Raw genomic sequence first — 16643 nt, 5'->3', positions numbered from 1 at the left:
ATGGGGGGGGGGTGGAGCCGCGGCATGCCCGGGGGGCATGCCGGAAGGCGGAACCCGACTGCGCAGCAGCCGGTCGGCGAAGCATGGCGGAGGCGCCTGGAGCAGATTTCGTCCTACCCGGCCCCTCCACCGCGCTACGCGCGGTCCCCCTCCCCATCGCCTCCGGCGACAGGGAGGGTAAGTTGATCGCCGATCTTCCGCGCCTCCTCGATCAGCAGCACCGGCACGCCCTGGCGGATCGGATACGCCAAACCCGCCTCGTCCGAGACCAGCTCGGACGCCGCTTCGTCCCAGCGCAATCTGGTTCGGCCGATCGGGCAGACCAGGAGTTCGAGCAGAGCGGGGTCGAAGCCTCCGCTCACTGCAGCGTCTCGGGGCCGTCGGCGCCACCGGGAATCATCCGCTGGAACTGCATGAACTGGACCAGCAGCTCGCAGCGGTCGCGCACCGCCCCGGCTTCGAGCAGCGCCTGCTTCGATCCGACGTCGAGCGGCGCGATCTGGGAAATGCCGTTGACCAGCATCTCGTCATCGAGCCGCGACACCGCTTCCCAGTCGACCGCATAGCCGAGCGCATCGGCGTAGCGGCGCGCCTCGCGCTCGAGCTCGGCGCGCTGGGCGATGCCGAGCGGCTCCTCCTCCTCGTGATCGGAAAAGCCGCTGCGGTCGGCCTCGACCCGCCGGTACGGCGTGTCGGTCTCCAGCTCGCGCGCGATCCGGAAGCGGGTCAGCCCCGAGAGGACGATGTTGTAGCGGCCGTCCTCGAGCTCCTCGACGCTCTCGATCCGCCCGAGGCAGCCGGTCTCGAAGAGCGACGGCGGCTCCTTCTGGTCGCGCGGCTGGACCATGCCGATCAGCCGGTCGCCGGCGAGCGCGTCGCGGACCATCGCGCGGTAGCGCGGCTCGAAGATGTGCAGCGGCAGCTGGGCGCGCGGGAAGAGCAGGGCGCCGGCGAGGGGGAAGACGGGGATCGGGAGCGGATCGGCCATCAGGTGAACAGGATGGCCGACAGGCGCCGGCGCTGGCTCGACGCCCAGGGGTCCTCGAGCCCGACGACCTCCATGAACTGCAGCAGCCGCTTGCGGGCGGCGCCCTCGTTCCACTCGCGATCCCGCGCGATGCTCTCCAGCAGCTGGTCGGCGGCGGCGTCGCGCTGCCCCGCCGCCATCAGCAGCCCGGCGAGTTCGTAGCGCGCCTCGTGATCGTCCGAATCGGCGGCGATTCTCTGCTCGAGCGCGCGAGTCTCGGCGTCGCCGCCGGCGGGCGCGATGTCGGCCAGCGCCAGGGCCGAGCGGGCGCGGGCGATCTCGGGGGCATTGGCATCCTTCTCCGGCACGCCGTCGAGCAGGGCGCGCGCCTCGTCGGCCCGGCCCGCGCCGGTGAGCGCACGGGCAAGGCCGCCGATCACCTCGACATTGTCCGGCGCCATTTCGAGGATCTGGCCGAAGATGCTCGCCGCCCGCTCGGCGTCGCCGCCGGCGAGGACTTCCTCGCCCATCGCGATCAGCGGCTCGATCTCGGCCTCGAGCTGCTGCGCCTCGCCCTCGATCGGCAGCTGCTGCAGGATCTGGTCGAGGAAACGGGTCAGCTGCCCCTCGGTCCGTGCGGGAGTCAAATCGGCGACCAGCTGCCCCTGGAACACCGCATAGACGGTCGGGATCGACTGGACGCGAAATTGGGCGGCGACCAAGCGATTCTCGTCGACATTGACCTTGGCAAGCCGGACGCCGCGATCGGCATAATCGGCGGCGACCTTCTCGAGGATCGGGGTCAGCTGCTTGCAGGGCCCGCACCATTCGGCCCAGAAGTCGAGAATGACGAGCGACGTCATGGAGGGATCGATCACGTCCCGCTTGAAGGCGTCCAGCGCTTCCTTCTCCGCCGCGCTCATGCCGAGTGTCGCCACCTTGTTTCTCCCTCTTCGTCTCGCGCCCTATGTGGGAAAGCGCCCCCATCTGCCAAGTCCGCGCATCAGGCGCAGATTCGGGGGTTGCGCAGCTGCAAGGCGGACGCTATCAGCGCGCCACCCCAGCCGCTCGACCCGAGCGGCGCAGCTCAGAGCGGGCGTAGCTCAGGGGTAGAGCACAACCTTGCCAAGGTTGGGGTCGAGGGTTCGAATCCCTTCGCCCGCTCCAGTTTTCTCGAAAAATCAGAGACTTTCCCCTTGCGGGGCGGGAGATCTTTGCTTCGGCCAGGCGCTGGCATCAGGGTAATGTGAACTCGAACGTGCCGTTGCGCCGAATGCTCAGGTCACCGCGTGCGATGATGTCCATCCCGATGAGGATGTCGAAATCCTCCATGTCCTTCAGGTCAGCGCCCATGACGGGATCGAGAGCGTAGTACGTCGTCTCCGCGTCTACTTGGCTCAGTCCGGTGGAACTCACCCAGAAGCCGACAGCGAACGAATACGCGGTGTGGATTTCGACACCATGGATGTTGCCGAGGCGGATCTTCCCTCTCGGCAGGAGCCCGACCTTTTTCGCGGCTGAGCGCGTGATGCACGTTCGCTGGGCCCCTGTATCCAGAAGCCAACGATAGGGGTGGATCTCAGGCATTTCCCAGGATGAGACCGCGGTGCTGGGCGCGGAGAGTGTCGGCTGTATACCGACATCAACGATGACACGGCCGCCGTCGAGCTTACCGCTGACCGTGCGCATGGGAGTAGAAGCCCAGGTCCATCACAGAGGCGGTGACCTCCTGGATCGAAAATGCGTCCGGCGCGTAGCGAGCGACGCCTGCCGCCTCTGCATCTCTAAGCGTGTCGAAGAAGTCGACCGCTCTGCAGCGATGGAGGAGGACGTAGCGACCCTCGTGGGCGGGAAGGAAGTCAGCGAGGTGCCGCTGGAAGTAATCGAAGTTCCGATCGACTTCCTCTTCGGCACGGCTCGCCATCGAACTCTCCTTCGTCCCCAACGGAGGGTATCACATCGGGAATCGCGGGCGCAAACGCTCGTGGCAGAGGGCTGCCGCAGCGCTGTCAGTCCCTCAACCTTGCGCCCACTTTCGTTGCCGCGGCAACGATGCGCTCGGAGATCGCCTTCAGTTCCTCGTCGGTGAAGCTCTTCTCGCCGGGCTGGAGAATGACCTCCACGGCGAGCGACTTCTCGCCCTCCGGCACGCCCTGGCCGGTGAAGACGTCGAACAAAGAAACGCCGACGATCGCCTGCTTGTCGGCGCCGCGAATCGCGCGGAGCAGGGTCTCGGCCTGGGTGGCGAGCGGGACGAGGAAGGCGAAGTCGCGCTTCACCGCCTGCAGCGCCGGCGGCCGGTAGGCCTCGCGCATGTGGCCGGTGGCGCCCCTTTTCTGCGGGATCGCGTCGAGGAAGATCTCGGCGGCGACCACCGTCCGTCCTTCGAGGTCGAAGGCCTTCAGCGCAGCGGGGTGCAGCTCGCCGAACTCGGCGAGCGCGTTCTTCGGCCCGAGGCTGAGCCGGGCGGAGCGGCCGGGATGGTAGACGCCCGACGCGCCGGGCAGCGCCTGCAAATTGTCGACCGGGGCGCCCGCCGCGGCGAGGATCGCCAGCGCTTCCGCCTTGGCGTCATAGGCGTCGAAGCCCGCCGCCTTGCCGTTGCGCCAATGGCGTGGGCCGCGATCGCCGGCGAGGACGAAGGCGAGCGTCGGCCGCTCGCCGTCGGCGAGATAGCGCCGGCCGACCTCGAACAGGCGGATGCCGTCGGCGCCCCGCGCGATGTTGCGGCGCGCGGCGGCGAGAAGGCCGGGGAGGAGCGACGGGCGCATCGCCTTCAGCTCCTCGCTGATCGGGTTCGCGAGCACCCAGGCGCTGCCGCCGAACGGCGCCGCTTCGGCCTCGGCGATGAAGCTCCAGGTGACCGCCTCGTTGAGGCCGCGTGCCGCGGCGGTGCGGCGCACCTTGCGCTCGAGCAATTGCTCGGCGGTGGCAGTGGGGCGGGCGACGCCCGGCGCCCGCGGCAGCGGCGTGGCCTCGACTCTGTCGAGCCCCTCGATGCGGATCACTTCCTCGACCAGGTCGGCGGCGCCGTCGACGTCACGGCGCCAGCTCGGCACGGTCACCCGCCAGGCGGCACCGGTGGTCACGTCGAAGCCGAGCCGGGCGAGAATCGCCTGTTGCCGATCCGCGGGGACATCGACGCCGCCGAGCGCCTTCGCGCGATCCGGCTTGTATTCCACGATCTTCGTGCCGAGCGGCGGCTCGCCGGCGCGGACGATCTCGGACGGCTCGCCGCCGGCAAGGGCGATCGCCATCTCGGTCGCAATGGCGAGCCCGGTGTCGAGGAAGGCGGGATCGACGCCGCGTTCGAAGCGGCTGCGCGCATCGGAGGTGAGCGCCAGTTTCTGTCCGGTGCGGGCGATGCCCTCCGGATCGAAATAGGCGCATTCGATCAGGATGTCGGTGGTCGCCTCGGTAACCGAGCTGTGCTCGCCGCCCATGATGCCGCCGATGTCGTGGACTCCGGCATCATCGGCGATCACGGTCATGCTCGGGTCGAGCCGGTAGGTCTTGCCGTTGAGCGCCAGCACCTCCTCGCCCGGCTTTGCCTTGCGGGCGACGATCGCGCCCTCGAGCTTCGCGAGATCGTAGACGTGGAGCGGCCGGCCGTAGCTCAGCATCACGTAGTTGGTCATGTCGACGAGGGCGCTGATCGGCCGCTGGCCGACCGCCTTCAGCCTCTGCTGCAGCCAGTCCGGCGAGGCGGCGTTGCGAACGCCGCGCACCACCCGGCCGAAGAAGGCGGGGCAGCCTTCGGGATCGTCGGTGCGGATCTCGATCGGACAGGGAAAGGCGCCGGCGATCGGCGCGACGGCGATCGGCTTCAGCGTGCCCAGTCCGGCGGCGGCGAGGTCGCGCGCGATGCCGTGGACGCCCATGCAATCTTGGCGGTTGGGGGTCACCGACACGTCGATCACCGGATCGTCGAGGCCGGCCCAGGCGGCGTAATTCTCGCCGGTCGGCGCGTCGTCCGGCAAAGTGATGATCCCGTCATGCTCCTCGCCGAGCTGAAGCTCGCGCACCGAGCACATCATGCCGCGGCTTTCGACGCCGCGGATCGCCGCCACCTTCAGCGTGATGTCGCTGCCGGGGACGTAGGCGCCCGGCGGCCCGAACACGCCCTTCATGCCGGCGCGCGCGTTGGGCGCGCCGCAGACCACCTGCAGCGTCTCGCCGGAGCCGGCGTCGACGGTCAGCACCTGCAGCTTGTCGGCCTGCGGGTGCCGCTCGGCGGTCAGCACATGGGCGATGGTGAACGGCGCGAGCTTTTCCGCGGGATTCTCGACGCTCTCGACCTCGAGGCCGATGCGGGTGAGCGTGTCGACGATCGTCTCCACCGAGGCCTCGGTGTCGAGATGGTCCTTCAGCCAGGAGAGGGTGAACTTCACGCGCCAACTCCTCCGGAAAGCGTCGGCACGTCGAGCGCCGAGAAGCCGTAGTGGCGCAGCCAGCGCAGGTCGCCGTCGAAGAAGGCGCGCAGATCGTCCATTCCGTATTTGAGCATGGCGAGCCGGTCGATCCCGCAGCCGAAGGCGAAGCCCTGCCATTCCTCGGGATCGAGGCCGCAGGCGGCGATCACCTTCGGATGGACCATGCCGGAGCCCAGCACCTCCATCCAGCCTTCGGAGCCGCCGATCACCCTTTTGCCCTTCTCGATCGAATAGCCGACGTCGACCTCGACAGACGGCTCGGTGAACGGGAAGTAGCTCGGCCGCAGCCGCAGCACGATGTCGTCGCGCTCGAAGAACGCCTTGAGGAAGGTCTCCAGCGTCCACTTGAGGTGGCCAAGGTGGATGCCGCGGTCGATCACCAGGCCCTCGACCTGGTGGAACATCGGCGTGTGGGTCGCGTCGCTGTCCGAGCGATAGGTGCGGCCCGGCGCGATGATGTAGATCGGCGGCTTCTCCTTCACCATCGTGCGGATCTGCACCGGCGAGGTGTGGGTGCGCAGAAGCATCTTGCGCTCGCCGCCCTCGTCCTCCGGGAAATAGAAGGTGTCGTGCATCGCCCGCGCCGGATGGCTCTCGGGGATGTTGAGCGCGGTAAAATTGTGCCAGTCGTCCTCGATCTCCGGACCGGTGGCGACCGAGAAGCCGAGATCGGCGAAGATCTCGGCGAGCTCGTCCATCACCTGGCTGACCGGATGGACGCTGCCCTGGAGGCGCGGCTCGGCCGGCAGGGTCATGTCGAGCGTCTCGGTCGCCAGCCGGCGCTCGAGCGCCTCCGCCTCCAGCGCCGCCTTGCGCTCTGCGATCGCCGAGGTCACTCGCTCGCGCAGGCCGTGGATGCGCGGACCCTCTTCCTGGCGCTGCTCGGGGCTCATCCCGCCGAGGCTCTTGAGGAGCTGGGTGATCGCGCCCTGCTTGCCGAGGGCGTGCACGCGCTCGCTCTCCAGCGCGGCAAGATCGGACGCGCCGGCGATACGGCCGAGAAGGTCGGCGCTCATCTGGTCGAGGTCGGACATGGCCGGCGCTCTAGACGAGAAGAGGGTGGAATTGGAACCCTCTCGCCGCGGCTCGCGTCTACTCCGCCTCCTGGCGGATGCCTTCCTTGTCGAACGCTTCCTCGCGCGTCACCGAGCAGGCCATCATCGTGTCCATGAACGCTCTGTCGTTCATCAGGTCCTGGCCGGCGTGCATCATGGCGTCGCCGAACTCGGGGAGCGGATATTTCGCCAGCAGCGCGTCCGCCTGCGCCTGCTCGGCCTCGGGGAGCGTCTCGCCGGCCCGCAGCCGCCCGAACAGTGCATCGGCGCGTGCGAGGTCGCCGCCTTCGTAAAATGCGGTGAGGCGGCCGATCTTCTCGGGGCCGAGCTTGCCGGCGACCCGCCGGAACATCCCCTCCAGAGCCTTGTCGTTCGCCGGTCCGGCGCAGGTCTCATAGGTGTCGAGAATCGCCCGGACGCGCGCTTCCTTGCCCGGGTTCAGCCCGGCGATCGCGGCGAGCTCCTCGGGATCGGCGCTGTGGGTCGTCCCCTTCAGCCGCTGCGCGTCGGGAAGGACCGAAAGGAATTTCTGGAAGACGGCTTCCGGCACGGAGGCGGCAGGAGGCTGCGCCGCCACCGCTGCCGGCCAGGCCAGCAGCACGAGCAACGATGAAGAACGACGCATCGACATTTCCCTCCCTCGGCAATTGGCGCACCAAGGACGATCCGGCTCATTCTGTCCAGTGGTCGCGAACGATCGTCGCTTGCCATCGTGCGGTTGGTGGCGGACTGTCGCGCGACATCGCGAAGGAGCGCCAATGCACTGGCCGGAGCTCGACGCGGCCCGCGACGGGCCGACGATCGCTACGCTGCACCTTGCCAGCCAGATGGTCGGCAAGGTCGCAATCGCGTTGCTGCCCTGGCGAAACCACGGCTGGCATCTCACCCTCCGTCTTCACCCGAGAGGCCTGCGCACCGAGCCGCTGCACGGCCCCGGCGGCACGTTCGAGCTGGGCCTCGATCTCGTCGATCACGCGCTCACGCTCGACGATGCGCACGGTCGCCACGTCATCGCGCTCGGGCCGACCTCGATTGCGGAGCTTCATGGCCGGCTTTGTGCGCTGCTCGCCGAGACTCATCCGGACGTCCGCTTCCACCCCATACCGAACGAGATCGAGCCGGCGGTGCCGTTCGCCGAGGACGAGGCCACGCGCAGCTACGATCCGGACAGCGCCGCCCGCTTGCTCGGGGCGCTGCTGGCCTCCGACCGCGTCCTGCGGCTGTTCCGCTCGGGCTTCCTCGGCAAGGCGAGCCCGGTCCATTTCTTCTGGGGAAGCTTCGATCTCGCCGTCACCCGCTTCTCCGGGCGCCGCGCGCCGCTCCACCCCGGCGGCATCCCGCATCTCCCCGATCCGGTGACGCAAGAGGCCTATAGCCACGAAGTCTCGAGCGCCGGTTTCTGGCCGGGCGGCGCCGGGGACGCCGCGGCGGGGATCGCGCCCTTCTTCTATTCCTACGCTTACCCGGCGCCCGAGGGCTTTGCGGACGCGCCGGTCAATCCGGCGGCAGCCCGGTTCGACACGGCCCTCGGCGAGTTCGTGCTACCCTATGAGGCGGTCCGCTCGGCCGCCGATCCCGACGCGGCGCTGCTGGCGTTCCTCGAGACCAGCTACGCTGCGGCCGCCGATCTCGCGCGCTGGAATCGTGCCGCGCTCGAGTGTGCACTCGGACGCCCCAGGGTGCCGCGACCTTTGGGCTGAGCCAGGCGTCAGCTGGCGATGAACGGATAAGGCGAGATCGTCTTCTGGCTCTCGCTGACCGCGAGCGTCCGGCCGGCCGGCGCCGCGGCCCGCTGCGGGCAGCGGATGCGCGGGCAGATCGAGCAGGCGGGGCCGATCGGCGTGACCAGCGGCTTGGCCAGATCGTGGCCGTCGGCATAGACGATCCGCGCCGCATGTCGGACGTCGCAGCCGATCCCGATGGCGAGCTGCGACGATTCGCGGGGATCGAGCCGCACCGCGCGATCGACGGTGCGGGCGATGGTGAAGAAGCGCTGCCCGTCCGGAGTCTCGACGATCTGGGTCGCGACCCGGCCCGGCGTCTGGAAGGCGGCGTGGAGGTTCCAGCGCGGGCAGGTGCCGCCGAAGCGGGAGAAAGGAAAGCTCTCGCCGGCGAAGCGCTTCGAGATGTTCCCCGCGGCGTCGACCCGCAGCATGAAGAAGGGCACGCCGCGCGCGTTGCTGCGCGCCAGCGTGGTAAGCCGGTGGGAGACCTGCTCGACGCTTGCGCCGAACTCGGCGCACAGCCGGTCGACGTCGTAGCGGTGCTTCTCGGCGCTCGCGAGAAAGCGGTCGTAGGGCATCATGATCGCCGCGGCCGCGTAATTGGCGAGCGACATGTGGAGCAGGCGCCGGGTCGGAATGTCGGGAGCGCCCGCCGTCTCCACCATGCGCTTCAGCAGCGGCCCGAACTCGACCAACGCGAGCTGATAGGCGGCGCCGAACGTGCGGCTCTCGGGGCGGAGCAGCGCCGAGAGCATCAGCCGCTTGCGGTGCAGGTCATAGGCCTGGCTGGCGAAGTCGAGGACTTCGGGCGGCACCACCCGGGTGTCGATGCCGAACCCGTCCTTCAGCCGCCGCCGCAGCGGCTCGAAGACCAAGGCCGGCTCGCCGAGTGCGCCGGCGAGCGTCTCCGCCGCCTCTTCGAGATAGGGAAAGAAATTGCGTTGCGCCTGGATATAGTCCCGCACCCAGGCTTCGGGCGTGACCAAAGCGCTTTCGTCCGGGGCGCCGCCCTCCGGATGCTGGCGCCTCTCGACCAGGGCGGCATAGAGGCGGGCGATCGCATCGGCCACGGCCGGTGCGCTGTCGGCGACCTCCACCAGTTCGTAGCGCGGTATCCCGAGGTCGGCGAACAGGGGATCGGCGAAGATCTCCGCGAGCTGATCGACGCCGGTCACTTCGGAGCCTTCGGCGGCGAAGGTGCGCAGGTCGACGTCGTACAGCTCGGCCAGGCGCAGCAGCACCTGCGCCGTGACCGGCCGCTGGTTGCGCTCGAGATGGTTCAGGTAGGACGGTGAGATGCCGATCTCGACCGCCATTGCGCTCTGGTTGAGCCCGAGCTCGCGGCGGAGGCGGCGTACGCGGCCGCCGAGATAGAGTTTCCGCTCGGCCATGATTGAGAAGTTGTCACAACTTCACAGGAGTTGCAAGTCATAGTGTGACAACGCGACCTCTTTCGGCGCGACCTGCGGGCGCCGCCGCGATTTACTCGGTCGACAAGCGCCGAGGATTCAACATGATCGACTTCGCCACCCTCGTTCCCGCGCCGCCCGGACGCTTTGCCGGAATCAGCCGCCCTTACCCACCCGCCGAGGTCGCGCGGCTGCGGGGCTCCGTAACGATCGAGCACAGTCTGGCGCGCCGCGGCGCCGACCGGCTCTGGTCGCTGCTCCACGAGGAGGACTTCGTCCCTGCGCTCGGCGCGCTCAGCGGTAACCAGGCGATGCAGATGGTGCGCGCGGGACTGAAGGCGATCTATCTCTCCGGTTGGCAGGTCGCCGCCGACGCCAACGGCGCCATGTATCCCGATCAGTCGCTCTACCCGGCGAGCGCGGGGCCGGAGCTGTGCCGCCGGATCAACCGAACGCTGCAGCGGGCCGACCAGATCGAGCACGCCGAGGGCGCCGACGCCCGAGACTGGTTCGCGCCGATCGTCGCCGATGCGGAGGCCGGTTTCGGCGGACCGCTCAACTGCTTCGAGATCATGAAGGCCTATGTCGAGGCCGGCGCCGCCGGCGTGCATTTCGAGGATCAGCTCGCGGCCGAGAAGAAATGCGGCCATCTCGGCGGCAAGGTGCTGATCCCGACGGCGGCGCACATCCGCAACCTGGTCGCCGCCCGGCTCGCCGCCGACGTCTGCGGCGTCCCGACCCTGCTCGTCGCCCGCACCGACGCGGAGAGCGCCCGGCTGATCACGTCGGACGTCGACCCGCGCGACCGTCCGTTCCTCAGCGGCGCCCGCACCGCGGAGGGCTTCTTCCGGCTGAAGGAGGGCAGCGGGCTCGATCATTGCATCGCCCGCGGGCTCGCCTTCGCGCCTTACGCCGATCTCCTGTGGTGGGAGACCAGCCGCCCGAACCTCGACGAGGCGCGGCGCTTCGCCGAGGCGATTCACGCCGTCCTCCCGGGCAAATTGCTCGCCTACAATTGCTCGCCGAGCTTCAACTGGCAGGCGAATCTGGACGACGCGACGATCGCCCGCTTTCAGCGTGAGCTCGGAGCGATGGGCTACAAGTTCCAGTTCGTCACTCTCGCCGGCTTCCACAGCCTCAACCACGGCATGTTCGAGCTGGCGCAGGCCTATCGGAACGGCGGCATGGCCGCTTATTCCACGCTCCAGCAGGCCGAGTTCGCCAGCGAGCGGCGCGGTTACACCGCCACCCGCCATCAGCGCGAGGTCGGCACCGGCTATTTCGATCTCGTCGCCCAGACGATCGCCGGCGGCGAGGCGTCGACCGTCGCGCTCGGCGAATCGACCGAGGCCGCGCAGTTCATCGCCGTTCAGGCCGCCGAGTGAACGGCGACAGCAAAGGAGAAGCAGGATGACCGAAAGCCCACGCCCCCGCGCCGTCTTCTCGAACGAGGACTTCCGCCTGATCCGCAGCGCGATCGAGCATTATCTGCCGATCGTCCGCGACCAGCCCGATTCGGTGAAGTTCGCCAACCTCTACCACCGGCTCGGCCGGCTGGGGTAAGGCAACGGTCGATCCTCCCTGTCGCCGAAGGCGATGGGGAGGGGGACCAGGCGAAGCCTGGTGGAGGGGCCGGGCGCGCGGGTACCTCGTCCCGGCCCCTCCACCGCGCTACGCGCGGTCCCCCTCCCCATCAACCCTGACGGGCTGACAGGGAGGATTGAGAACATAGAAAAAGGCGCGGCGGGGTCTCCCCACCGCGCCTCCATTCCTGCTCTCGCTGGCTTAGGCCGAGGCCTGCGCCGGGAGCGCCGCGCGAGCCTGGGCGATGATGGCGCTGAACGCCTCGCCCTCGTGCATCGCGATGTCGGCCAGGACCTTGCGGTCGAGGTCGACGCCGGCGAGCTTCAGCCCGTGCATGAACTGGCCGTAGGTCAGGCCTTCGGCGCGGACCGCGGCGTTGATGCGCTGGATCCACAGCGCGCGGAAGCTCCGCTTCTTCACCTTGCGGTCGCGATAGGCGTACTGGCCGGCCTTCTCGACGGCCTGCTTGGCGATACGGATCGTGTTCTTGCGACGGCCATAATAGCCCTTCGCCTGTTCCAGGATCCTCTTATGACGGGCCTTGGTGGTAGTACCCCGCTTGACGCGTGCCATGTCGGGTTCTCCTTACTTCAGGCCGTAGGGCGCCCAGGCCTTCACCCGCGCCGTGTCGGCTGCAGCGAGGACCTCGGTACCGCGATTCTGGCGGATGTACTTGGCGTTGTGGCTGATCAGCCGGTGGCGCTTGCCTGCCACGCCGTGCTTGATCTTGCCGGTCGCGGTGAGCTTGAAGCGCTTCTTGACGCCGCTCTTCGTCTTCAACTTGGGCATTTTCGTCTCCTTGACCGCGATGCGGACGATTAGGAACAGCCACGGCAGCCCTTTTGGCCGGGCGGTTCGATTCTTCCAGAGCTGGAAAGAAGGCGCGCCTATAGAAGGGAGTGCGCCGGAAGGCAAGGGTCGGCGGCGCGCGCCGCCGCTGTCACCAGGGGATCGATTGGCCCTGATAGTCGAGGAAGGCGCCGGATCGCTCCGGAGGCAACCGCTCGATCACGGCGCGCATGCCGCGCACGCTCTCCTCCGGCGTGATCGTCGCGGCGGCGCCGCCCATGTCGGTCTGCACCCAGCCGGGATGAAGAAGCACCAGCGGCACGCCGATGTGCGGGACGAGCGCGTGCCATGCCGCGTTCAGCGCCGCCTTGGACGAGCGATAGGCGACATAGCCGCCCGAGCTGTCGGCGATGCTGCCCATCCGGCTGGTCACCGCCGCCATCCTCCCGCCCGCGGCGGCGACGTTCTTCGCCAGCAGCCCCGCCAGCAGGGTCGGCGCGACGCTGTTGACCGCAAGCACGTCCAGCCAGGTCTCGGCGTCGGCCGCGGACTGGATGCGGTGCGCCTTGCTGACCCCGGCATTGGCGACGAGGCGATCGAGCGGGGTCCCGCCCAGCGCCCTCGCGAACGCCTCGACGGCCCGGAAATCAGCGACCTCGAGCGTCTCGATTCGCGCACCGGGGGCTGCGGCGCGCAGATCGCCGGCACTCGACACATCGCGGACGGTGGCGATGACGTCCCAGCCCTCGGCGGCGTATTGGCGGGCGAACTCGAGGCCGAGGCCGCGGTTGGCGCCGGTGACGAGGACGGTCGGCATCAGTCGAACAGGCTCGAGACGCTGCTCTCGTCGGCGATTCGCTTGATCGCCTCGCCGAGGAGCGGCGCAATGGTCAGGAGACGGATCTTCGAGGCGGAGTCGGCGGCCTCGCCGTGGATCGAATCGGTGATCACCAGCTCGCTGAGGCTGCTGTTCTGCACGCGTGCGGCGGCGCCGCCGGAGAGGACGCCGTGGGTGCAATAAGCGACGACGTCCTCGGCGCCCGCCTCGCGCAGCGCCGCGGCGGCGTTGCACAGCGTGCCGGCCGAATCGACGATGTCGTCGATCAGAATGCAGAAGCGGTCGGAAACGTCGCCGATGATGTTCATCACCTCCGATTCGCCCGGCCGCTCGCGGCGCTTGTCGACGATCGCCAGCGGGGCGTTGTCGAGCCGCTTGGCGAGAGCGCGGGCGCGGACGACGCCGCCGACGTCGGGCGACACGACGGTGATCTTGCGGCCGGCGAAGCGCGCGAGGATGTCGGCCGACATCACCGGCGCGCCGTAGAGATTGTCGGTCGGGATGTCGAAGAAGCCCTGGATCTGGCCGGCGTGAAGATCGACCGAGAGCACCCGGTTGGCGCCGGCGACGGTGATCAGGTTGGCGACCAGCTTGGCCGAGATCGGCGTGCGCGGCCCGGGTTTGCGGTCCTGGCGGGCATAGCCGAAATACGGGAGCACGGCGGTGATCCGGGCGGCCGACGCGCGGCGCAGCGCATCGATGCAGATCAACAGCTCCATCAGATTGTCGTTGGCCGGGTAGGAGGTCGATTGGACGACGAACACGTCCTCGCCGCGGACGTTCTCGAGGATCTCTACGAAGATCTCCTCGTCCGCGAAGCGCCGAACGCTCGCCTCGGTGATCGGCAATTCGAGATAGGCCGCGATGGCCTTGACCAAAGGCAGGTTGGAATTGCCAGCCATCAGCTTCATGGAACGATCACCTCGTGCGCTTCGGATGGCCCGAACCCCATAAGCAGCCGGCGGGCGATGGCAAGGATTCTCGGCGCCCCCGGGGCTCCACGAGGGCACGAATCCCGGCTATCAGCTTGGCATGACCATGGAGAGACGAACCTTCATCGCCGGAGCCGCGGCCAGCGCCGCATTTGCCTCGTCCGCGGCGCGCGCGGCAGCTGCGCCTGCCGGCATGTACGGGCTGATCGGCCGGATGACGGCCAGATCGGGGCAGCGCGAAGCCTTGATCAAGGTGCTGCTCGACGGCGTCGGCGGCATGCCCGGCTGCCTCAGCTACGTCGTGGCGAAGGATCCGGCCAACCCGGACCTGATCTGGATCACCGAGGCGTGGGAAAGCCGTGAGGCGCATCGCGCGTCGCTCGCCCTGCCCGCGGTGCGGGAGGCGATTGCCAGGGGGCGGCCGCTGATCGCCGCCATGGAGAGCGTCGCGGAGACGGTGCCGGTCGGCGGTCAAGGGCTGGCAGCGTCGGCGAGGTCGCAAGGCTGAGCCCGCCGTGCGGCTTTCCCCTGTGATGATGAGCAGCTAGAGCCGCGCGATGAGCGTCGTCACCCGTTTCGCCCCAGCGCCGACCGGCAGCCTGCACGTCGGCAACATCCGCACCGCGATCCACAATTGGCTGTGGGCCCGGAAGAATAATGGGCGCTTCCTGCTCCGCTTCGACGACACCGATCGTACCCGCTCGTCGGAGGAATCAGCGGAGTCGATCCGCCGCGATCTCGCCTGGCTCGGGCTCGGTCACGACGAGGAGCACCGGCAGAGTGCGCGCTTCGACCGCTACGAGGATGCGCTCGAGCGGTTGCGCGCCTCGGGCCGCGTCTATCCGGCATATGAGACGGCGCAGGAGCTCGATCTCAAGCGCAAGGTCCATCTCGGCCGCGGCAAGCCGCCGGTCTACGACCGCGCCGCCCTGCAGCTCAGCGACGAGGAGAGAGCGCGGCTGGAGGCGGAGGGGCGGCGGCCGCACTGGCGGTTCAGGCTCGACCACGACGCTGCCATCGAGTGGGACGATCTGGTCCGCGGCCGCCAGCATTTCGATCCCGCTTTGCTCTCCGATCCGGTGATCCGGCGCGAGGACGGCAGCTGGCTCTACATGCTGCCGAGCACGGTCGATGACATCGACATGGGCGTGACCCATGTCGTCCGGGGCGAGGATCACGTCACCAACACCGCGCTGCAGATCCAGATGTTCGAGGCGCTCGGCGCGCCCGCGCCAGCGTTCGCGCACGAGGCGCTGCTGGTCGGATCGGAGGGCAAGCTCTCGAAGCGGCTCGGCTCGCTCGGCACCGAGGCGATGAAGGCGGAAGGGATCGAGCCGCTCGCCATTCTCGCCAAGCTGGCCCGGATCGGCACCTCCCTGCCGGTGGAGCCGGTGGCGGATCCGAGCTCCTTGGTCGAAGCCTTCGACTTCGCGACCTTCGGTCGGGCGCCGGCGCGGTTCGACCTCGAGGAGCTGAAGGCCCTCAACGCGCGCATCGTCCACGGTCTGCCCTTCTCGGCCGTTGCCGATCGCCTTCCGAAAGGGATGGGCGCAGAGGACTGGGCGGCGATCCGCCCGAATCTGAAGAGCGTCGCGGAAGCGGGCGATTGGTGGGCGATCCTCCACGGCCATGTCGAGGCGGCGGCGCCGGAGGAGGATCGGGCGTTCCTGGCCCAGGCTGCGGACGCGGCGGCGGCCCTCGGATGGGGAGCGACGCCCTGGGCAGATCTGGTTGCGGCGCTGAAAGGGAGCAGCGGCCGGGCCGGCAAGGCCCTGTTCCTGCCGCTGCGGCGGGCGCTGACCGGCCGGGACAGCGGGCCGGAGATGGCGGCCCTGCTGCCGCTGATCGGTCGGGACGAGACGATCGCGCGTCTTCGCGCTGCCGGCGGAATGTGAGCGCGGGATCGACGCGACGGGGCAGGGGCGTAGCGCTTCCTGACTGACCGGCCTCCGGTCAGGCCTCGGTCCTCCGCCGCGCGGCGCGCCTGCAAAGAACAGGTGAAAGACAGGTCTCCGGCTGCCCGGACCGTCGGGTGGAGCCCACCGCCGGGATCATCTTCGTGCAGCCCGGCCCGGTGGGTTGGTCGATCGGAGGCTTCGAAGTCGCGACGTCGCTAGACCAAGATCGCCTCAGGCTGAATCAGCCTGAGGCGTCAATCTTGGTCTCAACTATCTGAATAGAGCGCGATTCACGCCATCGGCGGAAGCGCGAAGCGCTTCCACCTCAGCCGATCGCGCTCTAGGATGCACGGACGCCGGACCGCCGGTACCACCAGGCCCGGCGCCGTGCCTTCTCTCGCCGAAGGGGATCGCGGCTATGCGTGCATTGGGCCGCTTTCGCTTCGACGAGCGAGTCTTCGGATCGATCCTCCGCCTTCAAGGAAGGCCTCTCGGCCCTGTACGGAGCCTCGGACTCTTTCTGGAGATGGCCGGCGCGGCGACGTCTTCCTGCCGGTTCTCCTGAGCAGCCGAAGTTCAGAACATATCATGAACATGGTTGAGAGTCAATCCGTGGACTGAACGGGTGTTGGTAGCACACGACATGTCCGGGTTTCGTAGCAGACGATCTGTCCGGTTGCGGCTGGAGAGGTCGGATGCTGGCGGAGGTACGCATGGCGCGGATTGGCGAGGTGCTCGGTCGTTATCGGTCGGGCAGGCTGAGTTGTGTGGAGGCGGCGGATCTCCTCGGGATGAGCGAGCGGCATTTTCGCCGCTTGCGGGACCGCTATGAGGCGGACGGTGCAGCTGGGCTTGTCGACCGGCGGCGCGGCCGGGTTTCGGGTCGGCGGGCGCCTGTGGACAAGGTGGAGTGGGTGATCGATCAGTTCGTGACCCGCTACCACGATTTCACGGTGAAGCACTTCCACGAGGAGCTGCGCAAAGCCGGGTTCGATCTGAGCTACACCTGGACCA

18 protein-coding genes, 1 tRNA gene and 1 pseudogene are annotated in these 16643 nt (G+C 68.6%); 7 read left to right on the top strand and 13 right to left on the bottom strand.

Features of this window, described 5'->3' with window-relative positions; genetic code table 11:
• Positions 1-191 precede the first annotated feature (191 nt).
• The 3 genes and pseudogenes from E2493_RS17495 to E2493_RS17485 all read right to left on the bottom strand — a co-directional run.
• Positions 192-362 (bottom strand): annotated as a pseudogene (locus tag E2493_RS17495) (Trm112 family protein); the annotation flags it as partial.
• Entirely contained in the window at positions 359-988 is a 630-nt protein-coding gene (locus E2493_RS17490) for an LON peptidase substrate-binding domain-containing protein (protein ID WP_135089471.1), read from the bottom strand. The gene E2493_RS17490 and the pseudogene E2493_RS17495, both read right to left, overlap by 4 nt.
• Positions 988-1905, bottom strand: coding sequence for a tetratricopeptide repeat protein (locus E2493_RS17485; RefSeq protein ID WP_167737609.1), 918 nt, complete (start codon positions 1903-1905; stop codon positions 988-990). The genes E2493_RS17490 and E2493_RS17485 overlap by 1 nt, the downstream gene beginning before the upstream one ends.
• A 154-nt stretch (positions 1906-2059) precedes the next feature.
• On the opposite strand from E2493_RS17485, the gene E2493_RS17480 reads away from it, so the two are divergent.
• Positions 2060-2134: transfer RNA gene (locus E2493_RS17480), tRNA-Gly, on the top strand.
• Between the two features lie 69 nt (positions 2135-2203).
• On the opposite strand, the gene E2493_RS17475 is transcribed toward E2493_RS17480, so the two are convergent.
• From E2493_RS17475 to E2493_RS17455, 5 genes are all read right to left on the bottom strand, one after another.
• Positions 2204-2656, bottom strand: coding sequence for an aspartyl protease family protein (locus tag E2493_RS17475; RefSeq protein ID WP_135089468.1), 453 nt, complete (start codon positions 2654-2656; stop codon positions 2204-2206).
• Entirely contained in the window at positions 2637-2891 is a 255-nt protein-coding gene (locus E2493_RS17470; protein WP_135089465.1) for a hypothetical protein, read from the bottom strand. Before E2493_RS17470 ends, E2493_RS17475 begins: the two co-directional genes overlap by 20 nt.
• Before the next feature lie 85 nt (positions 2892-2976).
• Positions 2977-5358 carry a phenylalanine--tRNA ligase subunit beta gene (pheT, locus tag E2493_RS17465; RefSeq protein ID WP_135089462.1) on the bottom strand — a complete coding sequence of 794 codons (2382 nt, stop codon included), beginning with the start codon at positions 5356-5358 and terminating at the stop codon, positions 2977-2979.
• Positions 5355-6434: a phenylalanine--tRNA ligase subunit alpha gene (pheS, locus tag E2493_RS17460; protein WP_135089459.1), complete on the bottom strand. Its 1080-nt coding sequence runs from the start codon at positions 6432-6434 to the stop codon at positions 5355-5357. The genes pheT and pheS overlap by 4 nt, the downstream gene beginning before the upstream one ends.
• Before the next feature lie 58 nt (positions 6435-6492).
• The gene (locus E2493_RS17455; RefSeq protein ID WP_135089456.1) at positions 6493-7080 is read right to left on the bottom strand and encodes a hypothetical protein; all 588 of its coding nucleotides are present in this window, start codon (positions 7078-7080) and stop codon (positions 6493-6495) included.
• A gap of 133 nt (positions 7081-7213) precedes the next feature.
• Here E2493_RS17455 and E2493_RS17450 point away from each other — a divergent pair, with 133 nt between their 5' ends.
• Complete coding sequence (locus E2493_RS17450; RefSeq protein WP_135089453.1) at positions 7214-8155, top strand: DUF5996 family protein; 942 nt, start codon at positions 7214-7216, stop codon at positions 8153-8155.
• Positions 8156-8163: 8 nt separating this feature from the next.
• Here the strand turns inward: E2493_RS17450 and E2493_RS17445 are convergent, their stop codons facing one another.
• Positions 8164-9570, bottom strand: coding sequence for a helix-turn-helix domain-containing protein (locus E2493_RS17445; protein ID WP_135089450.1), 1407 nt, complete (start codon positions 9568-9570; stop codon positions 8164-8166).
• Between the two features lie 122 nt (positions 9571-9692).
• Here E2493_RS17445 and aceA point away from each other — a divergent pair, with 122 nt between their 5' ends.
• Together aceA and E2493_RS21370 are read left to right on the top strand one after the other, a co-directional pair.
• Positions 9693-10973, top strand: coding sequence for an isocitrate lyase (gene aceA / locus E2493_RS17440; protein ID WP_135089448.1), 1281 nt, complete (start codon positions 9693-9695; stop codon positions 10971-10973).
• 25 nt (positions 10974-10998) lie between these two features.
• Positions 10999-11151 (top strand): hypothetical protein, encoded by a 153-nt coding sequence (locus tag E2493_RS21370; protein ID WP_167737608.1) that lies wholly within the window; start codon positions 10999-11001, stop codon positions 11149-11151.
• A gap of 222 nt (positions 11152-11373) precedes the next feature.
• On the opposite strand, the gene rplT is transcribed toward E2493_RS21370, so the two are convergent.
• The 4 genes from rplT to E2493_RS17420 form a co-directional block, all read right to left on the bottom strand.
• Positions 11374-11745, bottom strand: a complete 372-nt coding sequence (rplT, locus tag E2493_RS17435; RefSeq protein WP_135089445.1) for a 50S ribosomal protein L20 — start codon at positions 11743-11745, stop codon at positions 11374-11376.
• Positions 11746-11757: 12 nt separating this feature from the next.
• Positions 11758-11961, bottom strand: coding sequence for a 50S ribosomal protein L35 (gene rpmI, locus E2493_RS17430; RefSeq protein ID WP_129384623.1), 204 nt, complete (start codon positions 11959-11961; stop codon positions 11758-11760).
• 151 nt (positions 11962-12112) lie between these two features.
• Positions 12113-12778 (bottom strand): SDR family oxidoreductase, encoded by a 666-nt coding sequence (locus E2493_RS17425; RefSeq protein WP_135089442.1) that lies wholly within the window; start codon positions 12776-12778, stop codon positions 12113-12115.
• Positions 12778-13710, bottom strand: a complete 933-nt coding sequence (locus tag E2493_RS17420; RefSeq protein ID WP_135089439.1) for a ribose-phosphate pyrophosphokinase — start codon at positions 13708-13710, stop codon at positions 12778-12780. Before E2493_RS17420 ends, E2493_RS17425 begins: the two co-directional genes overlap by 1 nt.
• A 121-nt stretch (positions 13711-13831) precedes the next feature.
• Here E2493_RS17420 and E2493_RS17415 point away from each other — a divergent pair, with 121 nt between their 5' ends.
• The 3 genes from E2493_RS17415 to E2493_RS17405 form a co-directional block, all read left to right on the top strand.
• Positions 13832-14239: a putative quinol monooxygenase gene (locus E2493_RS17415; protein ID WP_225421563.1), complete on the top strand. Its 408-nt coding sequence runs from the start codon at positions 13832-13834 to the stop codon at positions 14237-14239.
• A 49-nt stretch (positions 14240-14288) separates the two neighbouring features.
• Positions 14289-15626, top strand: coding sequence for a glutamate--tRNA ligase (gene gltX / locus E2493_RS17410; protein ID WP_135089436.1), 1338 nt, complete (start codon positions 14289-14291; stop codon positions 15624-15626).
• Between the two features lie 698 nt (positions 15627-16324).
• Positions 16325-16643, top strand: a 319-nt coding sequence (locus E2493_RS17405; protein WP_135086479.1) for a helix-turn-helix domain-containing protein, incomplete at its 3' end; no start/stop codon positions are given.

The sequence above is a fragment of the Sphingomonas parva (ex Maeng et al. 2020) genome, from assembly GCF_004564275.1.
Classification (GTDB): Bacteria; Pseudomonadota; Alphaproteobacteria; order Sphingomonadales; family Sphingomonadaceae; genus Allosphingosinicella; species Allosphingosinicella parva.
Note: the sequence above shows the minus strand (reverse complement) of the source record. Positions and strands in the feature narration are given on the sequence as shown.